This window comes from Solwaraspora sp. WMMD791 (assembly GCF_029581195.1).
In the GTDB taxonomy this organism is placed as follows: Bacteria; Actinomycetota; Actinomycetes; order Mycobacteriales; family Micromonosporaceae; genus Micromonospora_E.
The window spans coordinates 3,840,033-3,860,110 of the sequence record NZ_CP120737.1 but is presented as its reverse complement, the minus strand read 5'-3'; the positions used below and the strand labels follow the sequence as shown (position 1 = coordinate 3,860,110).

The 20,078-nt window shown below is 68.6% G+C and carries 31 protein-coding genes; all 31 read left to right on the top strand.

Translation table 11 applies throughout. The features are described from left to right. Positions 1-67: 67 nt before the first annotated feature. The 31 genes from O7623_RS17155 to O7623_RS17005 all read left to right on the top strand — a co-directional run bounded on the left by O7623_RS17155 (position 68) and on the right by O7623_RS17005 (position 19,778). A complete protein-coding gene (locus O7623_RS17155; protein WP_282224044.1) occupies positions 68-433 on the top strand; it encodes a hypothetical protein in 366 nt (121 codons plus the stop codon). Positions 434-517: 84 nt separating this feature from the next. Further along, entirely contained in the window at positions 518-1,009 is a 492-nt protein-coding gene (locus tag O7623_RS17150; RefSeq protein WP_282224043.1) for a hypothetical protein, read from the top strand. Between the two features lie 451 nt (positions 1,010-1,460). Continuing rightward, positions 1,461-1,835: a 30S ribosomal protein S12 gene (gene rpsL, locus O7623_RS17145; RefSeq protein ID WP_014440718.1), complete on the top strand. Its 375-nt coding sequence runs from the start codon at positions 1,461-1,463 to the stop codon at positions 1,833-1,835. 1 nt (position 1,836) lies between these two features. Beyond that, positions 1,837-2,307 carry a 30S ribosomal protein S7 gene (gene rpsG, locus O7623_RS17140; RefSeq protein WP_282224042.1) on the top strand — a complete coding sequence of 157 codons (471 nt, stop codon included), beginning with the start codon at positions 1,837-1,839 and terminating at the stop codon, positions 2,305-2,307. Positions 2,308-2,377: 70 nt separating this feature from the next. Continuing rightward, a complete protein-coding gene (gene fusA, locus O7623_RS17135) occupies positions 2,378-4,474 on the top strand; it encodes an elongation factor G (protein ID WP_282224041.1) in 2,097 nt (698 codons plus the stop codon). 188 nt (positions 4,475-4,662) lie between these two features. Then, positions 4,663-5,856 (top strand): elongation factor Tu, encoded by a 1,194-nt coding sequence (gene tuf / locus O7623_RS17130; protein ID WP_282224040.1) that lies wholly within the window; start codon positions 4,663-4,665, stop codon positions 5,854-5,856. 403 nt (positions 5,857-6,259) lie between these two features. Beyond that, positions 6,260-6,568, top strand: a complete 309-nt coding sequence (gene rpsJ, locus O7623_RS17125; RefSeq protein ID WP_007073037.1) for a 30S ribosomal protein S10 — start codon at positions 6,260-6,262, stop codon at positions 6,566-6,568. A 10-nt stretch (positions 6,569-6,578) separates the two neighbouring features. Then, positions 6,579-7,244 carry a 50S ribosomal protein L3 gene (gene rplC / locus O7623_RS17120; protein WP_282224039.1) on the top strand — a complete coding sequence of 222 codons (666 nt, stop codon included), beginning with the start codon at positions 6,579-6,581 and terminating at the stop codon, positions 7,242-7,244. Beyond that, positions 7,241-7,900 (top strand): 50S ribosomal protein L4, encoded by a 660-nt coding sequence (gene rplD / locus O7623_RS17115; protein ID WP_282224038.1) that lies wholly within the window; start codon positions 7,241-7,243, stop codon positions 7,898-7,900. Before rplC ends, rplD begins: the two co-directional genes overlap by 4 nt. After that, complete coding sequence (rplW, locus tag O7623_RS17110) at positions 7,897-8,199, top strand: 50S ribosomal protein L23 (RefSeq protein WP_278173680.1); 303 nt, start codon at positions 7,897-7,899, stop codon at positions 8,197-8,199. Before rplD ends, rplW begins: the two co-directional genes overlap by 4 nt. Positions 8,200-8,211: 12 nt before the next feature. Then, entirely contained in the window at positions 8,212-9,051 is an 840-nt protein-coding gene (rplB, locus tag O7623_RS17105; RefSeq protein ID WP_282224037.1) for a 50S ribosomal protein L2, read from the top strand. Positions 9,052-9,068: 17 nt separating this feature from the next. Next, entirely contained in the window at positions 9,069-9,350 is a 282-nt protein-coding gene (gene rpsS / locus O7623_RS17100; RefSeq protein WP_278112094.1) for a 30S ribosomal protein S19, read from the top strand. Between the two features lie 37 nt (positions 9,351-9,387). Continuing rightward, complete coding sequence (gene rplV / locus O7623_RS17095; RefSeq protein WP_282224036.1) at positions 9,388-9,906, top strand: 50S ribosomal protein L22; 519 nt, start codon at positions 9,388-9,390, stop codon at positions 9,904-9,906. Further along, a complete protein-coding gene (gene rpsC, locus O7623_RS17090; protein WP_282224035.1) occupies positions 9,906-10,772 on the top strand; it encodes a 30S ribosomal protein S3 in 867 nt (288 codons plus the stop codon). The genes rplV and rpsC overlap by 1 nt, the downstream gene beginning before the upstream one ends. A gap of 3 nt (positions 10,773-10,775) precedes the next feature. Beyond that, on the top strand, positions 10,776-11,201 hold the full coding sequence (gene rplP / locus O7623_RS17085; protein WP_123606142.1) for a 50S ribosomal protein L16: 426 nt from the start codon (positions 10,776-10,778) through the stop codon (positions 11,199-11,201). Beyond that, entirely contained in the window at positions 11,201-11,437 is a 237-nt protein-coding gene (rpmC, locus tag O7623_RS17080; protein ID WP_278112098.1) for a 50S ribosomal protein L29, read from the top strand. The genes rplP and rpmC overlap by 1 nt, the downstream gene beginning before the upstream one ends. After that, on the top strand, positions 11,434-11,724 hold the full coding sequence (rpsQ, locus tag O7623_RS17075) for a 30S ribosomal protein S17 (RefSeq protein ID WP_278112100.1): 291 nt from the start codon (positions 11,434-11,436) through the stop codon (positions 11,722-11,724). Before rpmC ends, rpsQ begins: the two co-directional genes overlap by 4 nt. 133 nt (positions 11,725-11,857) lie before the next feature. After that, positions 11,858-12,226: a 50S ribosomal protein L14 gene (gene rplN, locus O7623_RS17070; protein WP_123606139.1), complete on the top strand. Its 369-nt coding sequence runs from the start codon at positions 11,858-11,860 to the stop codon at positions 12,224-12,226. Between the two features lie 3 nt (positions 12,227-12,229). Then, positions 12,230-12,544 carry a 50S ribosomal protein L24 gene (gene rplX, locus O7623_RS17065; RefSeq protein ID WP_282224034.1) on the top strand — a complete coding sequence of 105 codons (315 nt, stop codon included), beginning with the start codon at positions 12,230-12,232 and terminating at the stop codon, positions 12,542-12,544. Then, positions 12,544-13,113, top strand: a complete 570-nt coding sequence (gene rplE / locus O7623_RS17060; protein ID WP_282224033.1) for a 50S ribosomal protein L5 — start codon at positions 12,544-12,546, stop codon at positions 13,111-13,113. Before rplX ends, rplE begins: the two co-directional genes overlap by 1 nt. 3 nt (positions 13,114-13,116) lie before the next feature. After that, a complete protein-coding gene (locus O7623_RS17055; RefSeq protein WP_007465272.1) occupies positions 13,117-13,302 on the top strand; it encodes a type Z 30S ribosomal protein S14 in 186 nt (61 codons plus the stop codon). 77 nt (positions 13,303-13,379) lie between these two features. Next, complete coding sequence (rpsH, locus tag O7623_RS17050) at positions 13,380-13,787, top strand: 30S ribosomal protein S8 (RefSeq protein WP_282224032.1); 408 nt, start codon at positions 13,380-13,382, stop codon at positions 13,785-13,787. 17 nt (positions 13,788-13,804) lie between these two features. Next, positions 13,805-14,347: a 50S ribosomal protein L6 gene (gene rplF, locus O7623_RS17045; protein ID WP_282224031.1), complete on the top strand. Its 543-nt coding sequence runs from the start codon at positions 13,805-13,807 to the stop codon at positions 14,345-14,347. 8 nt (positions 14,348-14,355) lie between these two features. Beyond that, the gene (gene rplR, locus O7623_RS17040; RefSeq protein ID WP_348775163.1) at positions 14,356-14,739 is read left to right on the top strand and encodes a 50S ribosomal protein L18; all 384 of its coding nucleotides are present in this window, start codon (positions 14,356-14,358) and stop codon (positions 14,737-14,739) included. 72 nt (positions 14,740-14,811) lie between these two features. Continuing rightward, positions 14,812-15,426 (top strand): 30S ribosomal protein S5, encoded by a 615-nt coding sequence (gene rpsE, locus O7623_RS17035; protein WP_282224029.1) that lies wholly within the window; start codon positions 14,812-14,814, stop codon positions 15,424-15,426. A gap of 28 nt (positions 15,427-15,454) precedes the next feature. Further along, positions 15,455-15,637, top strand: a complete 183-nt coding sequence (gene rpmD / locus O7623_RS17030; RefSeq protein ID WP_018784560.1) for a 50S ribosomal protein L30 — start codon at positions 15,455-15,457, stop codon at positions 15,635-15,637. Continuing rightward, entirely contained in the window at positions 15,637-16,080 is a 444-nt protein-coding gene (rplO, locus tag O7623_RS17025) for a 50S ribosomal protein L15 (RefSeq protein WP_282224028.1), read from the top strand. The genes rpmD and rplO overlap by 1 nt, the downstream gene beginning before the upstream one ends. Positions 16,081-16,315: 235 nt before the next feature. Continuing rightward, complete coding sequence (gene secY / locus O7623_RS17020; protein WP_282224027.1) at positions 16,316-17,647, top strand: preprotein translocase subunit SecY; 1,332 nt, start codon at positions 16,316-16,318, stop codon at positions 17,645-17,647. Then, on the top strand, positions 17,648-18,301 hold the full coding sequence (locus tag O7623_RS17015) for an adenylate kinase (protein ID WP_282224026.1): 654 nt from the start codon (positions 17,648-17,650) through the stop codon (positions 18,299-18,301). It begins immediately after the preceding gene. A 6-nt stretch (positions 18,302-18,307) separates the two neighbouring features. Beyond that, a complete protein-coding gene (map, locus tag O7623_RS17010; RefSeq protein WP_282224025.1) occupies positions 18,308-19,156 on the top strand; it encodes a type I methionyl aminopeptidase in 849 nt (282 codons plus the stop codon). 61 nt (positions 19,157-19,217) lie between these two features. Further along, positions 19,218-19,778 (top strand): DUF1707 domain-containing protein, encoded by a 561-nt coding sequence (locus O7623_RS17005; protein WP_282224024.1) that lies wholly within the window; start codon positions 19,218-19,220, stop codon positions 19,776-19,778. The last annotated feature ends 300 nt before the right edge of the window (positions 19,779-20,078 follow it).

Here is a 20,078-nt window from a genome sequence, read left to right as displayed (position 1 = left end):
GCTGTGACGGCGCCTGTCCCACCGCGAGCGCGGCGGGGCAGGCGCCGTCAGCTTGTAGGCTGACACCGTGCAGGCGACCCCGGTGCCCTCGGCCACGTATCCGAGACCCCGGCATCCGGCGGATCCGGATCCGGTCCGGTCCAGCAAGGCGGCGGCGGTATTCGCGCTCGGGCTGGTCGCCGTGATCACCGGAGTGCTGGTCGGCGGGGCGGTGCCGGCCACCGTGGCGCTGCTGCTGGGTCGGCAGGCGCGCCGTGAGGCGTACGACTCCCGGGGTTACCTGACCGGAGCGATCTGGCTGCGGCGCGGTGAGCGCCTGGCCTGGACGGGCCTGCTCCTCGCCGGTGCGGTACTGACCCTGGCGCTGGTGCTCGGCATCTTCGCCTGGGCGACCGGTCCGGTCGGCCAGGACTTCGCCCCCGGGGTCGACTGACCGACGATTCACCGGCCGGGTCGACCGGCCGGTGACGGACCAGCCGGCGTCGACCGGCCGGTGACGGACGAGGAGGACGATCAGGTGACCCAGTTCCCGGGCTACCCGGCTGCGGGGCCGGCGGGCGGTCCGCCCGTCGCCGGGCCGATGGCGCCGCCCCCGCCGCCGGAGGGTCGGTTGCGCCCGCGCCGGGTCGATCCGGTCCCCGGTACGGAGTACGGCCTGGTCCACCTGGAGGTGGCGCCGGTGGTGTCCGGGCTGGCGGTCGCCGCGCTGATCGCCGGGGTGGTCTCGGTGCTGGTGTCGTTCGCGGTCGGCTGCCTGGGGGCAGGCGGTGCCGACAGCGGCTGGGGCGGCTGGGTGGCTGGTGCGTTCACACTGCTCAGCGGCTCCTTCGGGGTCGCGGCGGTGGCGCTGGGCGTCCTCGGGCTGCGCCAGGTCCGCCGGGTCGCGCCGCCGCCGGCCGTCCGGTTCACCGGGCGTGGGGTGGCGATCGCCGGGATCAGCTGCGGGGCCGTCGGGCTGGTGATCACCCTGCTGGGGCTGGTGCTGACCATGCTCCTGGTGCTCGCCTGACTGAGACGCCGCCGGACGCCGGGCCGGCGGACGGGCCCCGACGGGCCCGGTACGGGGCAAGGTCCGGGCCGGCCGGCCGATGGACTGGCGAGCCGGTACACTGGGTCACTGGAGTCGTCCGCCGCAGGCGGGCAGGTGGTGGCGGCTGACGCGACCGCTGCGGAAGCCGTTTTGACCTGCGCGTGTGGGGTGGGTACTCTTTCCTCTCGTGCCCGGCGTGACCGGGCAAGTCGTGCGTGCGCTCGACCTGGCCATCGGCCATCGAGTGACGTCACGACGGATGCAGATCCCGGTGGGTGACAGTAGCGTGCCGGGTCCGCGCGCGGGCGACACGCCCGACCGCGGGTGCCGGGGCCCCAGCCGGGGTGGCCGGTCGGAATGTAGGAGAGCCGTCCACGGGCGGCTGAGGAACAGTGCGGCCGCCTGCGGCCGGAGGGAGCAAAGGAACCCGGTGCCAACGATCCAGCAGCTGGTCCGAAAGGGCCGCCAGGCGAAGACGAGCAAGACCAAGACGCCAGCGTTGAAGGGCAGCCCTCAGCGTCGTGGTGTGTGCACCCGCGTGTACACCACCACCCCCAAGAAGCCGAACTCCGCACTGCGCAAGGTCGCCCGGGTGAAGCTCAGCAGCCAGATCGAGGTGACCGCCTACATCCCCGGCGTCGGCCACAACCTGCAGGAGCACTCGATCGTGCTGGTGCGCGGCGGCCGGGTGAAGGATCTGCCGGGCGTCCGCTACAAGATCGTCCGCGGTTCGCTGGACACCCAGGGTGTCCGCAACCGCAAGCAGGCTCGCAGCCGCTACGGCGCGAAGAAGGAGAAGAGCTGACATGCCGCGTAAGGGCCCAGCACCGCGTCGGCCACTGGTCGCGGACCCGGTGTACAACTCCCCGCTGGTCACCCAGCTGGTGAACAAGATTCTCCTGCGTGGCAAGCGTCAGCTGGCCGAGCGCATCGTCTACGGCGCCCTGGAGGGCTGCCGGGAGAAGTCCGGCACCGACCCGGTCGTCACGCTCAAGCGCGCCATGGACAACGTCAAGCCCACCCTGGAGGTGCGCAGCCGCCGGGTCGGTGGCGCGACCTACCAGGTCCCGGTCGAGGTCCGCCCGTCGCGGGCGACCACCCTGGGGCTGCGCTGGCTGGTCCAGTACTCGAAGGCCCGCCGGGAGAAGACCATGGTCGAGCGCCTGATGAACGAGCTGCTGGACGCGAGCAACGGTCTGGGCGCCGCGGTGAAGCGTCGCGAGGACACCCACAAGATGGCGGAGTCCAACAAGGCCTTCGCGCACTACCGCTGGTAAGCGGCAGCTGTCATGCCTCCCGGCACAGCCGCGCAGACACAGTCGACGACGAGACGAAGTAGGGATTGAAGTGGCCGCCGCAGACGCGCTCGCCAAGGTTCGCAACATCGGCATCATGGCGCACATCGATGCCGGTAAGACCACGACCACTGAGCGGATCCTGTTCTACACCGGTATCACCTACAAGATCGGTGAGGTCCACGAGGGCGCTGCCGTCATGGACTGGATGGAGCAGGAGCAGGAGCGGGGGATCACCATCACCTCCGCCGCCACCAAGTGTGAGTGGAAGGGCCACACCATCCAGATCATCGACACGCCCGGCCACGTCGACTTCACGGTCGAGGTCGAGCGGTCGCTGCGCGTGCTCGACGGCGCGGTGGCGGTCTACGACGGCGTCGCCGGCGTGGAGCCGCAGACCGAGAACGTCTGGCGGCAGGCGGACAAGTACAAGGTCCCCCGGATGTGCTTCGTCAACAAGCTCGACCGGACCGGGGCCGACTTCTTCCGCTGTGTGCAGATGATGGTGGACCGGCTCAACGCCACCCCGCTGGTGCTGCAGATCCCGATCGGCCTGGAGGGCGACCACATCGGTGTCGTCGACCTGGTCGAGATGCGCGCGCTGACCTGGCGCGGGGAGACCCAGAAGGGCGAGGACTACGCGATCGAGGAGATCCCGGCCGACCTCGCCGACGCCGCCGCCGAGTGGCGCGAGAAGCTGGTGGAGACCCTCGCCGACGTCGACGACGCCATCATGGAGAAGTACCTCGAAGGTGAGGAACTCTCCGTCGCCGAGATCAAGGCCGCCATCCGGCGGGCCACCCTCGCCGACAAGGGCAACCCGGTGCTGTGCGGCTCGGCCTTCAAGAACAAGGGCGTGCAGCCGATGCTGGACGCCGTCGTCGACTACCTGCCGTCGCCGCTGGACATCCCGGCGATCGAGGGCACCGCGACCGACGGCGAGACCCCGATGCTGCGTAAGCCGTCGCCGAGCGAGCCGTTCTCCGGGTTGGCCTTCAAGATCCAGACCGACCGGCACCTCGGCAAGCTGACCTACGTTCGGGTCTACTCCGGCAAGCTGGAGTCCGGGTCCCAGGTGGTGAACTCCACCAAGGACCGCAAGGAGCGGATCGGCAAGATCTACCAGATGCACGCGAACAAGCGTGAGGAGCGGCCGGCCGCGGTCGCCGGTGACATCATCGCCGTGCAGGGCCTGAAGCAGACCACCACCGGGGACACCCTGTGTGACCCGGCGAACCCGGTCATCCTGGAGTCGATGACGTTCCCGGAGCCGGTCATCGAGGTGGCGATCGAGCCCAAGACCAAGGCCGACCAGGAGAAGCTCAGCACCGCGATCCAGCGGCTGGCCGAGGAGGACCCGACCTTCCGCGTCAAGAACGACGAGGAGACCGGGCAGACGGTCATCGCCGGCATGGGCGAGCTGCACCTGGACATCCTGGTCGACCGGATGCGCCGCGAGTTCAACGTCGAGGCGAACATCGGCAAGCCGCAGGTGGCGTACCGGGAGACCATCCGCCGCGCGGTGGAGAAGGTCGAGTACACCCACAAGAAGCAGACCGGTGGGTCCGGCCAGTACGCCCGGGTGATCATCAGCCTGGAGCCGCTGCCGCTGGACAACGAGGCGCCGACGTACGAGTTCGCGAACGCGGTCACCGGTGGCCGGGTGCCGCGGGAGTTCATCCCGTCGGTCGACGCCGGTGCCCAGGACGCCATGCAGTACGGCATCCTCGCCGGCTACCCGCTGGTCGGGGTCAAGCTGACCCTGGTCGACGGGCAGTACCACGAGGTGGACTCGTCCGAGATGGCGTTCAAGATCGCCGGTTCGATGGCGCTCAAGGAGGCCGCCCGCCGGGCGGATCCCGCGCTGCTCGAGCCGATGATGGCCGTTGAAGTCACCACTCCGGAGGAGAACATGGGTGACGTCATCGGCGACCTCAACTCCCGGCGTGGCATCATCCAGGCGATGGAGGAGCGCGGCGGAGCCCGCGTCGTCCGGGCCCTGGTGCCGCTGTCGGAGATGTTCGGCTACGTCGGCGACCTGCGGTCGAAGACCCAGGGCCGGGCGAGCTACAGCATGCAGTTCGACTCCTACGCCGAAGTGCCGCAGAGCGTGGCGAAGGAGATCATCGCGAAGGCGACGGGCGAGTAACGGTCCGGGGGAGCGTCGCTTCCCCGGCCCGTCTCGGGCGAGCTGCGTACCGGGCCTGAAGGCGTGACCGCCGCAAGACCCAAGCACTTCCCGGTCGCCGACATCGGACCGGAAAGGCTGTCGACAGAGTCCTAAGCGCCGAACGGCGCGCCGGGCGTACGAACCAAGAAGTCCACAGGAGGACACCAGTGGCGAAGGCGAAGTTCGAGCGGACTAAGCCGCACGTCAACATCGGCACCATTGGTCACATCGACCACGGTAAGACGACGCTGACGGCGGCCATCACCAAGGTCCTGCACGACAGGATGCCGGACCTCAACCCGTACACGCCGTTCGACGAGATCGACAAGGCGCCGGAGGAGAAGGCCCGCGGCATCACGATCTCGATCGCACACGTCGAGTACCAGACCGAGGCGCGGCACTACGCACACGTCGACTGCCCCGGTCACGCCGACTACATCAAGAACATGATCACCGGTGCCGCGCAGATGGACGGCGCGATCCTGGTGGTCGCGGCGACCGACGGCCCGATGCCGCAGACCCGCGAGCACGTGCTGCTGGCCCGCCAGGTCGGCGTCCCGTACATCGTCGTGGCGCTCAACAAGAGCGACATGGTCGACGACGAGGAGCTGCTCGAGCTGGTCGAGCTCGAGGTCCGTGAGCTGCTGTCGGCGCAGGAGTACCCGGGTGACGACCTGCCGGTCGTACGGGTCTCCGCGCTCAAGGCGCTCGAGGGCGACCCGGAGTGGTCCGACAAGCTCATGGACCTGATGAACGCGGTCGACACCGCGATTCCGCAGCCGGAGCGGGAGACCGAGAAGCCGTTCCTCATGCCGATCGAGGACGTCTTCACGATCACCGGTCGGGGCACCGTGGTGACCGGCCGCGCCGAGCGGGGCATCCTCAAGCCGAACGAGGAGGTGGAGATCGTCGGCATCCGCGAGAAGTCGATGAAGACCACCTGCACCGGCATCGAGATGTTCCGCAAGCTGCTGGACGAGGCGCGGGCCGGCGAGAACGTCGGTCTGCTGCTGCGTGGTATCAAGCGCGAGGACGTCGAGCGCGGCATGGTGGTCATCAAGCCGGGTACCACCACCCCGCACACCGAGTTCGAGGCGACCGTCTACATCCTCTCCAAGGAGGAAGGTGGCCGGCACACGCCGTTCTTCCAGAACTACCGGCCGCAGTTCTACTTCCGGACCACCGACGTGACCGGCGTGGTCACGTTGCCGGAGGGCACCGAGATGGTCATGCCGGGTGACAACACCTCCATGACGGTCAAGCTGATCCAGCCGATCGCGATGGAGGAGAACCTCAAGTTCGCGATCCGTGAGGGTGGCCGGACCGTCGGCGCCGGTCGGGTCACCAAGATCATCAAGTGAACTGGTAACCCGATTGGCCTTGTCGTACTCCGGTACGGCATACTAGTCAGGTTGCGTCCGCGTAGGGTGGCTGGCTGCCCGGCAGTCAGCCACCCTCGCACGGCGTCCGGGGCAGATCCGCCACGGCGTCGCACCCGCTCGACAGCGTCGCTCGTCGTCGTGTCGTCGTGGGGGTGTCGACGTGGTCGACCTGGCCCGGTGCTCACGGCCTCAGCGGCAGGGTATGCCGCCGCATGGCCCAGATCGTTCCGGAGTCCCGGGGCGGAGCCTGGCCAGCGGTTGCGACACGCCCGACCGCGGGGGTCGGACACGAGAAGAAACGGCAGCGCCGGGGTCCGACCGGCGGCATCCGCTCGGCGAGCGGGCTCCATTGCGGGCGGAGAGAGAAGGAACAGAAGCCACCATGGCGGGACAAAAGATCCGCATCCGGCTCAAGGCCTATGACCACGAGGTCGTGGACTCCTCGGCGCGGAAGATCGTCGAGACGGTGACGCGCACCGGCGCTCAGGTCGCAGGCCCGGTGCCGCTGCCCACTGAGATCAACCGTTTCTGCGTCATCCGTTCGCCGCACAAGTACAAGGACTCGCGCGAGCACTTCGAGATGCGCACACACAAGCGTCTGATCGACATCATCGACCCGACCCCGAAGACGGTCGATTCGCTGATGCGCCTCGACCTGCCGGCTGGCGTCGACATCGAGATCAAGCTGTAGGGACCGGACAATGGACAGGCAAGTGAAGGGCATCCTGGGCGCCAAGCTCGGCATGACCCAGGTCTGGGACAACAACCGGGTCGTCCCGGTGACGGTGGTGCAGGCCGGCCCGTGTGTGGTGACCCAGGTGCGTACCGCCGACAAGGACGGCTACGCCGCGGTCCAGCTCGCGTTCGGCGCGATCGACCCGCGCAAGGTGAACAAGCCGGAATCCGGCCACTTCGCCAAGTCCGGCGTGGCACCGCGGCGGCACATCGTCGAGCTGCGCACCACTGACGCCAGCGAGTACGAGCTGGGTCAGGAGGTCACCGTCGAGACGTTCGAGCCGGGTGCTCGTATCGACGTGACCGGCCGGACCAAGGGCAAGGGCTTCGCCGGCGTCATGAAGCGGCACGGCTTCCACGGCCTGCGGGCCAGCCACGGTGTCGAGCGCAAGCACCGCTCGCCCGGCTCGATCGGCGCCTGCGCGACCCCCGGTCGCGTTTTCAAGGGCGTCCGGATGGCCGGCCGCATGGGCAGCGTGCGCTACACCGTGCAGAACCTCACCGTGCAGGCGGTCGACCCGGAGAACAACCTGCTGCTGGTCAAGGGAGCGATCCCGGGCCCGGCCGGCGCGTTGATCCTGGTCCGCAGCGCGGCGAAGGCACAGGCGAAGAAGGGCGGTGTCGCCAAATGACCACCGTTGACGTGATCAACGCCGAGGGCGCCAAGAGCGGCACCGTCGACCTGCCCGGCGAGGTCTTCGACGTACAGGCCAACATCGCCCTGATGCACCAGGTCGTCGTCGCCCAGCTCGCCGCCGCGCGGCAGGGCACGCACAAGACCAAGACCCGGGGCGAGGTCGCCGGCGGCGGCAAGAAGCCGTACAAGCAGAAGGGCACCGGCCGGGCCCGGCAGGGCTCGATCCGGGCCCCGCAGTTCGCCGGCGGTGGCGTGGTGCACGGCCCGGTGCCGCGTGACTACAGCCAGCGCACCCCGAAGAAGATGAAGGCGGCCGCGCTGCGCGGTGCCCTCTCCGACCGGGCGCGGGCCGGCCAGGTGCACGTCGTCGAGGCGTTCGTCGGTGGCGAGACCCCGTCGACCAAGGCGGCGCTCGCCACCCTGCGCAAGGTCAGCTCAGCCAAGCGGGTGCTGGTCGTGCTCAGCGCGACCGACGAGCTCAACTGGCTGTCGCTGCGGAACCTGCGCAACAGCTCGCCGCTCGTGCACCTCATCGAGGTGGGCCAGCTCAACACCTACGACGTGCTGGTCGCCGACGACGTGGTCTTCACCAAGGAGGCCCTCGACCAGTTCCTGGGCACGCCGGCGCAGACCGAGGAGGGCGACAAGTGAGCACGATTGCCGACCCGCGCGACATCATCGTGGCGCCGGTGGTCTCGGAGAAGAGCTACGCCGAGCTGAACCGGAACTGGTACACGTTCCTGGTCCACCCGGACGCGAACAAGACCCAGATCAAGATCGCTATCCAGCAGATTTTCGACGTCCGGGTGCTGACCGTGAACACGCTCAACCGCGAGGGCAAGCGTAAGCGGACCCGTACCGGTTTCGGTCAGCGCAAGGCGACCAAGCGGGCGATGGTGAAGCTGGCTGACGGTGACCGTATCGAGGCCTTCGGCGGCCCGGTCAGCTGAGGGGTGTAGACAATGCCAATCCGTAAGTACAAGCCGACGACGCCGGGCCGCCGTGGTTCGTCCGTCGCCGACTTCGCTGAGATCACCCGGTCCACGCCGGAGAAGTCCCTGCTGGTGCCGCTGCCGAAGAAGGGCGGGCGCAACGCGCACGGCCGGATCACCGCGCGGCACCACGGTGGTGGCCACAAGCGCCAGTACCGTCTGGTCGACTTCAAGCGGGTGGACAAGGACGGCGTACCGGCCAAGGTCGCGCACATCGAGTACGACCCGAACCGGACCGCCCGGATCGCGTTGCTGCACTACGCCGACGGCGAGAAGCGCTACATCATCGCGCCGAAGGACCTCAAGCAGGGCGACACCGTCGAGTCCGGCCCGGGCGCCGACATCAAGCCCGGCAACAACCTGCCGCTGCGCAACATCCCGGTCGGTTCCACGATCCACGCGGTGGAGCTGCGGCCGGGCGGCGGTGCCAAGCTGGCCCGCTCGGCGGGCGTCGGCATCCAGCTGCTCGGCCGGGAAGGTGCGTACGCCACGCTGCGGATGCCCTCCGGTGAGATCCGCCGGGTCGACGTGCGCTGCCGGGCCACCGTCGGCGAGATCGGCAACGCCGACCAGTCAAACATCAACTGGGGCAAGGCCGGCCGCATGCGGTGGAAGGGCAAGCGCCCGACCGTCCGTGGCGTCGCGATGAACCCGGTCGACCACCCGCACGGCGGTGGTGAGGGCAAGACCTCCGGTGGTCGCCACCCGGTGAACCCGCAGGGTAAGCCGGAGGGCCGGACCCGCCGTAAGGGCCAGCCGAGTGACCGGCTGATCGTCCGCCGCCGCTACGCGACCCGCAAGCGCGGCTAGAAGGAGTCTGGGACAACATGCCTCGCAGCCTGAAGAAGGGCCCGTTCGTCGACGACCACCTGATGAAGAAGGTGGAGACGCAGAACGACAAGGGCTCGAAGAACGTCATCAAGACCTGGTCGCGGCGCTCGACGATCACCCCGGAGATGCTCGGGCACACGATCGCCGTGCACGACGGGCGCAAGCACGTCCCGGTGTTCGTCACCGAGTCGATGGTCGGGCACAAGCTCGGCGAGTTTGCCCTGACCCGCACCTTCAAGGGTCACGAGAAGGACGACCGCAAGAGCCGTCGGCGCTGAGTCGCGGGCACGGATAGAGGATCAAGGGGTTACAGCGATGCCAGTAAAGGGCGACGCTCCGGTGCTTCCGGGCGCGCGGGCGGTTGCGCGGTACGTGCGCATCTCGCCGATGAAGGCGCGTCGGGTGGTCGACCTCGTCCGCGGTCTGCCCGCGAAGGAGGCGCTCACCGTCCTGCAGTTCGCGCCGCAGGCGGCAAGTGAGCAGGTGTACAAGGTCCTGGCCAGCGCGATCGCCAACGCGGAGAACAACGAGCAGCTGGACCCCGATGCCCTGCTGGTCAGCGAGGCGTTCGTGGACGAGGGTCCGACGCTGAAGCGGTTCCGGCCGCGGGCGCAGGGCCGGGCGTACCGGATCCGCAAGCGGACCTGCCACATCACCGTCGCGGTGGAGGCCGTCGCCCCGGCGACGCCGGCGCGTCGGGCGGGCAAGGCCCAGCCGGCGAAGGCGGCGAAGAAGGCTCAGCCGGCCGCGGCCGAGCAGGAGACCACGGCGCAGAGCGCGTCGGCGAACGAGCCGGCCGGCGGCCAGCAGAGCAGCACGGAGGGTGCCGAGTAATGGGTCAGAAAGTTCACCCGCACGGGTTCCGGCTCGGCATCTCGACCGACTGGAAGTCGCGCTGGTACGCGGACAAGCTCTACAAGGACTACATCGCCGAGGACGTCAAGATCCGGCGGATGATGTCCAAGGGTCTGGAGCGGGCCGGTATCTCCAAGGTGGACATCGAGCGGACCCGGGACCGGGTCCGGGTCGACATCCACACCGCCCGTCCGGGCATCGTCATCGGCCGTAAGGGCGCCGAGGCGGACCGGATCCGGGGCAACCTGGAGAAGCTCACCGGCAAGCAGGTCCAGCTCAACATCCTTGAGGTGAAGAGCCCGGAGTCGGATGCGCAGCTGGTCGCCCAAGGGGTGGCCGAGCAGCTCGCCAGCCGGGTCAGCTTCCGTCGGGCGATGCGCAAGGCCATGCAGTCGGCGATGAAGAACCCGATCGTCAAGGGCATCCGGGTGCAGGTCTCCGGCCGCCTCGGCGGTGCCGAGATGAGCCGTACCGAGTTCTACCGTGAGGGTCGGGTGCCGCTGCACACGCTGCGCGCCAACATCGAGTACGGCTTCTTCGAGGCCCGTACCACCTTCGGTCGGATCGGCGTCAAGGTCTGGATCTACAAGGGTGACGCGGTCGCGGGCCGGGAGGCCCCGGCCGAGGCGCCGAGCCGGCCCCGCCGTGACCGGCCGGACCGGCCGCGCCGTGGCCGTTCCGGTTCCAGCGGCACGACCGCCGGTGGAACCGAGGCCGGCCGGGCGGCCGCCGCCGAGATCTCCGGCGGGCCGTCGACCACCACCAGCAGTGCCGCGCCGGCTGACGCCGCGCCGGCCACTCCGGCCGCTGCGGCCGGAGCGGACAGCTCAGCGCAGGAGGGCTGACAGATGCTGATCCCGCGCAAGCCCCCGAAGGGCTTCCGCAAGCCGCATCACCCGAGCCGTACTGGCGCCGCCAAGGGCGGTACCCGGGTGGTGTTCGGCGAGTTCGGTATCCAGGCGCTCGAGCCGGCGTACGTGACCAACCGGCAGATCGAGTCGGCCCGTATCGCCATGACCCGCCACATCAAGCGTGGCGGCAAGGTCTGGATCACGGTCTTCCCGGACCAGGCGCTGACCAAGAAGCCGGCCGAGACCCGGATGGGCTCCGGTAAGGGCTCGCCCGAGTGGTGGGTCGCCAACATCAAGCCGGGACGGGTGCTCTTCGAGATGTCCTTCCCGAACGAGCAGATCGCGCGTGAGGCGATGCGTCGTGCGATTCACAAGCTCCCGATGAAGTGCCGCATCGTGACGCGCGAAGTGGGTGAAAGCTGATGGCAGCGGGCGTTCCGGCCGCCGAGCTGCGTGAACTCTCCGAAGAGGAGCTGGTCACGAAGCTGCGGGAGGCCAAGGCGGAGCTGTTCAACCTCCGCGTGCAGGCCGCGACCGGTCAGCTGGACAACAACCGTCGGCTGCAGGTCATCCGTCGGGAGATTGCCCGGATCTACACGATCATGCGTGAGCGTGAGTTGGGACTCTCCGCCGCGCCGACTGAGGTGGCTGCATCATGAGTGAGAACACCGCCCCCGAGCAGGGCACGACCGTGGCCCGGCCGCGCCGCAAGGTGCGGGAAGGGCTCGTGGTCAGCGACAAGATGGAAAAGACCGTCGTCGTCGAGGTCGAGGACCGGGTCAAGCACCGGCTGTACGGCAAGGTCATGCGCCGTACCAGCAAGCTGAAGGCGCACGACGAGCAGAACGCGTGTGGCATCGGTGACCGGGTGCTGCTGATGGAGACCCGCCCGCTGTCGGCCACCAAGCGCTGGCGCGTCGTGGAGATCCTCGAAAAGGCGAAGTAGCCGAACGACCGCGTCCGCCGCCCACCGGCGGCGGAGGCGGTCGATCGGGTCCGGATGGCAGCCCGCGCGTCGCGCGGACCAGGTTCTTCCAAGCTCCGGGAGACCGGAGGACTGGCAGACATAGGAGATAGACGTGATCCAGCAGGAGTCGCGACTGCGTGTCGCCGACAACACGGGTGCCCGGGAGATCCTGTGCATCCGCGTTCTCGGCGGCTCCGGTCGGCGCTACGCAGGCATCGGTGACGTGATCGTCGGGACGGTCAAGGACGCGATCCCCGGCGCCGGTGTGAAGAAGGGCGACGTGGTCAAGGCCGTCGTCGTCCGGACCGCGAAGGAGAAGCGGCGGCCGGACGGGTCGTACATCCGCTTCGACGAGAACGCTGCCGTCATCATCAAGGACGGTGGGGACCCGCGCGGTACCCGCATCTTCGGCCCGGTCGGTCGTGAGCTGCGGGACAAGCGGTTCATGAAGATCATTTCTTTGGCGCCGGAGGTGCTGTAGACCGTGAAGGTGAAGAAGGGCGACACGGTCGTCGTCATCGCCGGTAAGGACAAGGGTGCCAAGGGCAAGGTCATCGCGGCCTACCCGCGGCAGGACAAGGTCCTCGTCGAAGGCGTGAACCGGATCAAGAAGCACACCCGCATCCAGACCACCCAGCGCGGCGGCAAGTCCGGTGGCATCGTCACTCAGGAAGCCCCGATCCACGTCTCGAACGTGCAGGTGCTCGACTCCGACGGCAAGCCGACCCGGGTCGGGTACCGCGTCGACGACAGCGGCCAGAAGGTCCGGATCGCGCGTAGCAACGGTAAGGACCTGTGATGACCACCGCTACCCAGACCAGGCCGGCACCGCGCCTCAAGCAGCGGTACCGCGAGGAGATCGCCGCGCAGCTGCGTGAGCAGTTCCAGTACGGCAACCCGATGCAGGTTCCCGGGCTCGTCAAGATCGTGGTGAACATGGGCGTCGGTGAGGCGGCCCGGGACGCCAAGCTGATCGATGGCGCCGTCCGCGACCTGGCCACGATCACCGGACAGAAGCCGCAGGTCCGGCGGGCCACCAAGTCCATCGCGCAGTTCAAGCTCCGCGAGGGCATGCCGATCGGCGCCAAGGTCACGCTGCGGGGCGACCGGATGTGGGAGTTCCTGGACCGGCTGCTGTCCATCGCGCTGCCGCGTATCCGTGACTTCCGCGGGCTCGACGGCCGCAAGCTCGACGGGCACGGCAACTACACGTTCGGGCTCACCGAGCAGTCGGTGTTCCACGAGATCGACCAGGACCGGATCGATCGCACCCGGGGCATGGACATCACCGTGGTGACCACCGCCAAGACCGACGACGAGGGCCGGGCGCTGCTCAAGCTCCTGGGCTTCCCGTTCAAGGAGAACTGAGCAATGGCCAAGAAGGCGCTGATCATCAAGGCCGCCGCGAAGCCGAAGTTCTCGGTACGCGCGTACACCCGTTGCCAGCGGTGCGGACGCCCGAAGGCGGTGTACCGCAAGTTCGGCCTCTGCCGGGTGTGCATCCGGGAGATGGCGCACCGCGGTGAGCTGCCCGGCGTGTCCAAGGCTTCCTGGTAACCCACCTTGACAGGTCTTCGCCGTAGGCCCGACGGCACAGCCGTCGGGAACCCCGGCGAGAAAGGTTGACGAGACCCATGACGATGACCGACCCGATCGCAGACATGCTGACCCGTCTGCGCAACGCCAACCAGGCGTACCACGACCGGGTGACGATGCCGTACTCGAAGATCAAGGCGAACATCGCCGAGGTCCTCAAGGCCGAGGGTTACATCTCGACCTGGCAGGTCGAGGAGCCCGCCGAGGGCGCCGTCGGCCGGCGGCTGGTGGTCGATTTGAAGTACGGCCAGAACCGGGAGCGCAGCCTCGCCGGGATCAAGCGCGTGTCCAAGCCGGGTCTGCGGGTGTACGCCAAGTCGGACGAGCTGCCGCGGGTGCTCGGTGGCCTGGGCGTGGCGATCATTTCGACGTCCCAGGGACTGCTCACCGACCGGCAGGCCCGTAAGCGGAGCGTTGGCGGGGAAGTCCTCGCCTTCGTCTGGTAATCGGGAGACTGGTAACAATGTCGCGTATTGGACGTAAGTCGATCCCGGTGCCATCCGGCGTCGATGTCAAGATCGACGGCCAGACCGTCACGGTGAAGGGGCCCAAGGGCGAGCTCGCCCACGTGCTGCCCGAGCTGATCACGGTCGACCGCAGCGAGGACGGCCAGCTGCAGATCTCCCGTGCCAACGACGAGCGTCGGGCCAAGGAGCTGCACGGCCTGAGCCGCACGCTGGTGGCGAACATGATCGTCGGGGTGACCGACGGCTACCGCAAGACCTTGGAGATCGCCGGTACGGGTTACCGGGTCACCGCCAAGGGCAAGGACCTCGAGTTCGCGCTCGGGTTCTCGCACCCGGTGCTGGTGCAGGCCCCGGAAGGGATCACCTTCACCGTGGAGCGGCCGACGCTGTTCCACGTGGCCGGGATCAACAAGTGGCAGGTCGGCGAGGTGGCCGCCAACATCCGGAAGATCCGTCCGCCGGAGCCGTACAAGGGCAAGGGCGTGAAGTACCAGGGCGAGGTCATCCGCCGTAAGGCCGGAAAGGCAGGTAAGAAGTGAGCGCCACACTGCTGAAGCGCCGGGCGGGCGGCAGCGTCTCCGCGCGGCGCGCCATCGGGCGGGCGCGCCGGCACTTCCGGGTCCGCAAGAGCGTCAGTGGGACCGCCCAGCGGCCCCGCCTGGTGGTCACCCGTTCCCTGAAGCACATCGTCGCCCAGATCGTCGACGACACCTTGGGCCACACCCTGGTGTCGGCATCGACGATGGACGCGTCGCTGCGTGGCACCGCCGGTGCCAAGAGCGAGCTGGCCGGCAAGGTGGGCGCGCTGCTCGCCGAGCGGGCCAAGGCGGCAGGCGTTTCCAAGGTCGTGTTCGACCGTGGGGGCAACCGGTACGCGGGGCGGATCGCCGCGCTGGCCGACGCCGCCCGCGAAGCCGGACTCGAGTTCTGACGGCCGTCTGATGCGTGTGCAGACGAGTCGAATCGAAGCAAACCCCGTCACGAGTAGGAAGGAAGACTGCTGATGCCAGGTCAACAGCGTCGTGGCGGCGGGTCCGGTGGCAGCGAAGGTGGTCGCCGCGACAACCGCCGTGAGGGCGGTCGCGGCAACGCGCCCGTCGAGAAGACCCCACACCTGGAGCGGGTCGTCGCGATCAACCGGGTCGCCAAGGTCGTCAAGGGTGGTCGGCGGTTCAGCTTCACCGCCCTGGTGATCGTGGGCGACGGCGACGGCACGGTCGGCGTGGGCTACGGCAAGGCCAAGGAGGTGCCCGCGGCGATCGCCAAGGGTGTCGAGGAGGCCAAGAAGCACTTCTTCAAGGTGCCCCGGATCGCCGCGTCGATCCCGCACCCGGTGCAGGGTGAGGACGCCGCCGGCGTGGTCCTGCTGAAGCCGGCCAGTGCCGGTACGGGTGTCATCGCGGGTGGACCGGTGCGTGCGGTGCTGGAGTGTGCGGGCATCCACGACGTGCTCTCCAAGAGCCTCGGCTCGTCCAACCCGATCAACATCGTGCACGCCACGGTGGCCGCGCTGAAGAGCCTGGAGTCGCCGGAGGCGGTGGCTGCCCGGCGTGGTCTGCCGGTCGAGGACGTGGCCCCGGCCGCGATGCTCGCCTCCCGCGCGGGCGCAGGGGCGTGACAGCGACAATGAACGGAGGGCGGCTGCAATGGCACGTCTGAAGGTGACCCAGGTCCGATCCGAGATCGGGACCAAGCGCAACCAGCGTGAGTCGCTGCGGTCGCTCGGTCTCAAGCGGATCAACGACGTGGTGGTCAAGGAGGACCGGCCCGAGATCCGGGGCATGATCTTCACCGTGAACCACCTCGTGAAGGTCGAGGAGGTCGAGTAATGACGATCAAGGTCCATCACCTCCGGCCGGCGCCGGGGTCCAAGACCGCGAAGACCCGGGTGGGTCGCGGTGAGGGCTCCAAGGGCAAGACGGCCGGTCGGGGCACCAAGGGCTCGAAGGCCCGGAAGAACATCCCTGCCGCGTTCGAGGGTGGGCAGATGCCCATCCACATGCGGCTGCCGAAGCTCAAGGGCTTCAAGAACCGGTTCAAGGTCGTCTACCAGGTGGTCAACCTGGACCGGCTGGCTGAACTCTTCCCCAACGGTGGAGCGGTCGGTCCGGAGCAGTTGACCGAGGCGGGCGCGGTCCGTAAGGGTCAACCGGTCAAGGTCCTCGGCAGCGGCGAGCTGGGCGGTGTGGCGCTCCAGGTGTCGGCACACGCGTTCAGCGGTGCCGCCAAGGAGAAGATCACCGCTGCTGGTGGCTCGGTCACCGAGCTCTGAACACCCCAGCCTGGACGTGGCGCTCGCTCAGTTCTTCACGACTGACGGGCGCCACGGCCTACTGGGAAAGCTTTCATCCCGTTAACATCGGGATCGGTGTATGTTCTAGGGCACGCCTGCCCAGACCGACGCCGGACTGTTAGAGTCCGATGCCAGCCATGGATATCGGGCGCCCCGCACCCACCCCGACCCGCCAGGACATCCGGCGGCCGCCTCGCGCAGCAGGAGGAAGAAGTTGCTCTCCGCCTTTCTCAGTGCGTTCCGTACGCCTGACCTGCGCAAGAAGCTGCTGTTCACGGTCTTCATCGTCGCGATCTACCGGCTCGGGGCCACGCTGCCCAGCCCCGGTGTGTCGTACGGGAACGTGCAGCAGTGCATCAACACGATGGAGAACAGCGACACCAGCGGGGTCTTCACCCTGCTGAACCTCTTCTCCGGTGGCGCGCTGCTGTCGCTGTCGGTCTTCGCGCTGGGCATCATGCCCTACATCACCGCGTCGATCATCCTGCAGCTGCTCACCGTGGTCATCCCCCGGCTGGAGCAGCTGCGCAAGGAGGGCCAGTCCGGCCAGGCGAAGATCACCCAGTACACCCGGTACCTGACGCTGGGCCTGGGTGTCCTGCAGGCCTCGGCCTTCGTCGCGCTCGCCCGCTCCGGTCAGCTGTTCAACAACATGTGCGACCAGTGGCCGATCATCCCGGACGGCACCGGCCTGCCGACCTGGCTGACGCTCAGCGTCCTGGTCATCACGATGACCGCCGGCACCGGCATGGTGATGTGGCTCGGCGAGCTGATCACCGACCGCGGCGTCGGCAACGGCATGTCCGTCCTGATCTTCACCTCGATCGCGGCGCGGCTGCCCAGCGAGGGCTGGGCCATCAAGAACACCCACGGCTGGGGCATGTTCGCCCTGGTGCTGGTCCTGGTGCTGGTGGTCATCACCGCGGTGGTCTTCATCGAGCAGGCGCAGCGGCGCATCCCGGTGCAGTACGCCAAGCGGATGATCGGCCGGCGGATGTACGGCGGCACCTCCACCTACATCCCGCTGAAGGTCAACCAGGCCGGTGTCATCCCGGTGATCTTCGCCTCCTCGGTGCTCTACCTGCCGCAGCTCGGGCTACAGTTCTTCGACCCGAACGACCCCGGTCAGGTCCAGGCCTGGATCCAGAACAACCTGGCCAACCCGACCAGCCCGATCTACATCGTCACCTACTTCTTTATGATCATCTTCTTCACGTACTTCTACGTGTCGATCACGTTCAACCCGACCGAGGTCGCGGAGAACATGAAGAAGTACGGTGGCTTCGTCCCTGGTATCCGGCCGGGCCGGCCCACCGCCGAGTACCTCGACTTCATCCTCAGCCGGATCACCCTGCCGGGTGCGCTCTACCTGGGCCTCATCTCCGTCCTGCCGAACTTCTTCTTCATCTGGCTGGACAGCGACCAGTACGTGAACTTCCCGTTCGGTGGAACCGCCGTGCTCATCATGGTCGGCGTCGGACTGGAGACCGTGAAGCAGATCGAGAGCCAACTCATGCAGCGCAACTACGAAGGGTTCCTCCGGTAGATGAGGCTGGTACTGGTCGGTCCCCCCGGGGCGGGGAAGGGGACCCAGGCCGAGTTCATCGCCGCTCACCTGGCCGTGCCCAAGATCTCGACCGGGGACATCTTCCGCGCGAACGTCACCCAGGGCACGCCGCTGGGCGTCGAGGCGAAGCGGTACATGGACGCCGGCAAGCTGGTCCCGGACGAAGTGACCATCAACATGGTCCGGGACCGGCTGGCCGAGCCGGACGCGGCCGACGGTTTCCTGCTCGACGGCTTTCCGCGGACCACTCCGCAGGCCGCCGCGTTGGACAAGTTGCTGGCTGACCTCGGTACCGCGCTGGACCTGGTGCTGGAGCTGGTCGTCGACGACGACGAGGTGATCCGGCGGCTGTCGGGCCGCCGTACCTGCCGTGGCTGCGGCAAGATCTGGCACGTCGAGTTCGACGCGCCGGCCACCGAGGGCCGCTGCGACCGGTGCGGGGCTGAGCTGTTCCAACGCGACGACGACAAGTCGGAGACCATCGCGCGCCGGCTGGTGGAGTACGCCGACAAGACCGCGCCGCTCATCGACTACTACGGAGCCCAGGGCAAGCTGGTGGGGATCGACGCCACCGGCCCGGTCGAGGACGTCACCGTACGCGCGATCGACGCCCTGCGCTCGTACGGCGGGTAACGGCCGATGCGCCGCCAGCGGCTGGACATTCAGCTGAAGTCTCCCGAGCAGATCGACCAGATGCGGGCCGCCGGCCTGGTGGTGGCCGACGCGCTGGCCCGGATGCGGGCCGCGATCGCGCCCGGTGTCTCCACCGCCGACCTGGACGCGATCGCCGAGCAGACCATCCGGGACGCCGGCGCAGTGCCGTCGTTCAAGGGCTACCACGGCTTCCCGGCGACGATCTGCTCGTCGGTGAACGCCCAGGTGGTGCACGCCATCCCGGCGGCCGACCAGGTGCTGCGCGACGGGGACGTGATCTCGGTCGACTGTGGGGCGATTCTGGACGGCTGGCACGGCGACGCCGCGTTCACGGCGCCGGTCGGCGAGGTCAGGCCCGAACTGCTGCGGATGGTCACGGTCGCCGAGGACGCGCTCTGGGCGGGGATCGCCGCCGCGGCGCGCGGCGCGGCCAGCGGCCGGGGCCGGCTCACCGACATCTCGTACGCGATCGAGCGGGCGATCCGGGCGGGTGGCCGCTACGGCATCGTCGAAGGGTACGGCGGGCACGGCATCGGCACCGAGATGCACCAGGACCCGCACGTGCTCAACTACGGCCGGCCCGGCAAGGGGCCGAAGCTGGTCCCAGGGATGGCGTTGGCGATCGAGCCGATGATCACCGAGGGGTCGGCCCGCACCGAGGAGTTGGCCGACGGGTGGACCGTGGTGACCCGGGACGGGTCGATGGCGGTGCACGTCGAGCATTCGATGGCGTTGCTGCCCGACGGTGTCTGGGTGTTGACCGAGCCGGACGGTGGCCGGTCCCGCCTCGGTGACCTGGTCACCGCCCGCCAGCCCGCGCAGTCGCGGCACTGAGTCCGCGCTCCGCCCGACCCGCGTTGGCCAGCGGTGGCGGCGGGGTGTCATGCTCGTACCCATGGACCGGCGGGACGGGATGCGGGCGAGCGACGCCGACCGTGAGGCAGTGGCCGAACGGTTGCGGACGGCCCTGAACGAGGGCCGGCTGGACCTCGCCGAGTTCGACGAGCGCCTCCAACGGGTGTACGCGGCGAAGACGTACGGCGATCTTGGTGGCCTGTTGACCGATCTCCCGCCGGTGGCGGCCGCCGGATCGGCGCAGTTGGCTCCGCTCATCGGTGCCGGGTTGCCGGCGGAGCTGACCCCGGGCCCGGACGGTCGCTACCCGCACGCCACCCGCCGCTGGGTCACCAAACAGTGGGAGGGGTACGGCACTGCGGTGGGCATCACTACCGCGATCTGGGCGGTGATCTGTGTCATGTCCCAGGATCTGCTCTACTTCTGGCCGGGCTGGGTGGCCGGGCCGTGGGGTGCGGTGCTGGTCGTCACCACGTTGCTGGGTCTGATGAACGGCGAGCCGCAGCGGTGGACGGCCAAGCAGGCACAGCGGGAACTGGACAAGCAGGCCAGGTCCGAGCGGAAACGGATCGAACGGGAGCAGGGCCCGAGCGCCGCGTAGCGACGACACCGTACGGCTGAGAGCCGTAATCACCCGTGGTGTCGGGGTTTGTCGGATACACTGACCCCCGGCGACGCGCGGTTTGCTGTCCGCGTGACAACCCGCGTACACTGATAGATCGGCGCACAGCGTCCACTCCAGCGTGCCTGCTCTGCGCTTCGGCAGGCCGTTTCTGATCGAGTGACGGGCGGGTTGTCACGACCCGTGTCGCACCCGGCAGATGTCTGGAGCCGCGGCTGGCGCGGGCGTGTCGCAAGGTTGGCGGACCGGTTCCCGGTCGGCGGGCCTCGGCGGCGGTCC

Excerpts from the sequence above, each read along its gene's own strand:
- rpsG (WP_282224042.1), top strand. The coding sequence starts at position 1,837 with ATGCCGCGTAAGGGCCCAGCACCGCGTCGGCCACTGGTCGCGGACCCG.
- rpsJ (WP_007073037.1), top strand. The coding sequence starts at position 6,260 with ATGGCGGGACAAAAGATCCGCATCCGGCTCAAGGCCTATGACCACGAG.
- rplC (WP_282224039.1), top strand. The coding sequence starts at position 6,579 with ATGGACAGGCAAGTGAAGGGCATCCTGGGCGCCAAGCTCGGCATGACC.
- rplD (WP_282224038.1), top strand. The coding sequence starts at position 7,241 with ATGACCACCGTTGACGTGATCAACGCCGAGGGCGCCAAGAGCGGCACC.
- rplB (WP_282224037.1), top strand. The coding sequence starts at position 8,212 with ATGCCAATCCGTAAGTACAAGCCGACGACGCCGGGCCGCCGTGGTTCG.
- rpsS (WP_278112094.1), top strand. The coding sequence starts at position 9,069 with ATGCCTCGCAGCCTGAAGAAGGGCCCGTTCGTCGACGACCACCTGATG.
- rplV (WP_282224036.1), top strand. The coding sequence starts at position 9,388 with ATGCCAGTAAAGGGCGACGCTCCGGTGCTTCCGGGCGCGCGGGCGGTT.
- rpsC (WP_282224035.1), top strand. The coding sequence starts at position 9,906 with ATGGGTCAGAAAGTTCACCCGCACGGGTTCCGGCTCGGCATCTCGACC.
- rplP (WP_123606142.1), top strand. The coding sequence starts at position 10,776 with ATGCTGATCCCGCGCAAGCCCCCGAAGGGCTTCCGCAAGCCGCATCAC.
- rpmC (WP_278112098.1), top strand. The coding sequence starts at position 11,201 with ATGGCAGCGGGCGTTCCGGCCGCCGAGCTGCGTGAACTCTCCGAAGAG.
- rpsQ (WP_278112100.1), top strand. The coding sequence starts at position 11,434 with ATGAGTGAGAACACCGCCCCCGAGCAGGGCACGACCGTGGCCCGGCCG.
- rplE (WP_282224033.1), top strand. The coding sequence starts at position 12,544 with ATGACCACCGCTACCCAGACCAGGCCGGCACCGCGCCTCAAGCAGCGG.
- O7623_RS17055 (WP_007465272.1), top strand. The coding sequence starts at position 13,117 with ATGGCCAAGAAGGCGCTGATCATCAAGGCCGCCGCGAAGCCGAAGTTC.
- rpsH (WP_282224032.1), top strand. The coding sequence starts at position 13,380 with ATGACGATGACCGACCCGATCGCAGACATGCTGACCCGTCTGCGCAAC.
- rplF (WP_282224031.1), top strand. The coding sequence starts at position 13,805 with ATGTCGCGTATTGGACGTAAGTCGATCCCGGTGCCATCCGGCGTCGAT.
- rpsE (WP_282224029.1), top strand. The coding sequence starts at position 14,812 with ATGCCAGGTCAACAGCGTCGTGGCGGCGGGTCCGGTGGCAGCGAAGGT.
- rpmD (WP_018784560.1), top strand. The coding sequence starts at position 15,455 with ATGGCACGTCTGAAGGTGACCCAGGTCCGATCCGAGATCGGGACCAAG.
- rplO (WP_282224028.1), top strand. The coding sequence starts at position 15,637 with ATGACGATCAAGGTCCATCACCTCCGGCCGGCGCCGGGGTCCAAGACC.
- O7623_RS17015 (WP_282224026.1), top strand. The coding sequence starts at position 17,648 with ATGAGGCTGGTACTGGTCGGTCCCCCCGGGGCGGGGAAGGGGACCCAG.
- map (WP_282224025.1), top strand. The coding sequence starts at position 18,308 with ATGCGCCGCCAGCGGCTGGACATTCAGCTGAAGTCTCCCGAGCAGATC.
- O7623_RS17005 (WP_282224024.1), top strand. The coding sequence starts at position 19,218 with ATGGACCGGCGGGACGGGATGCGGGCGAGCGACGCCGACCGTGAGGCA.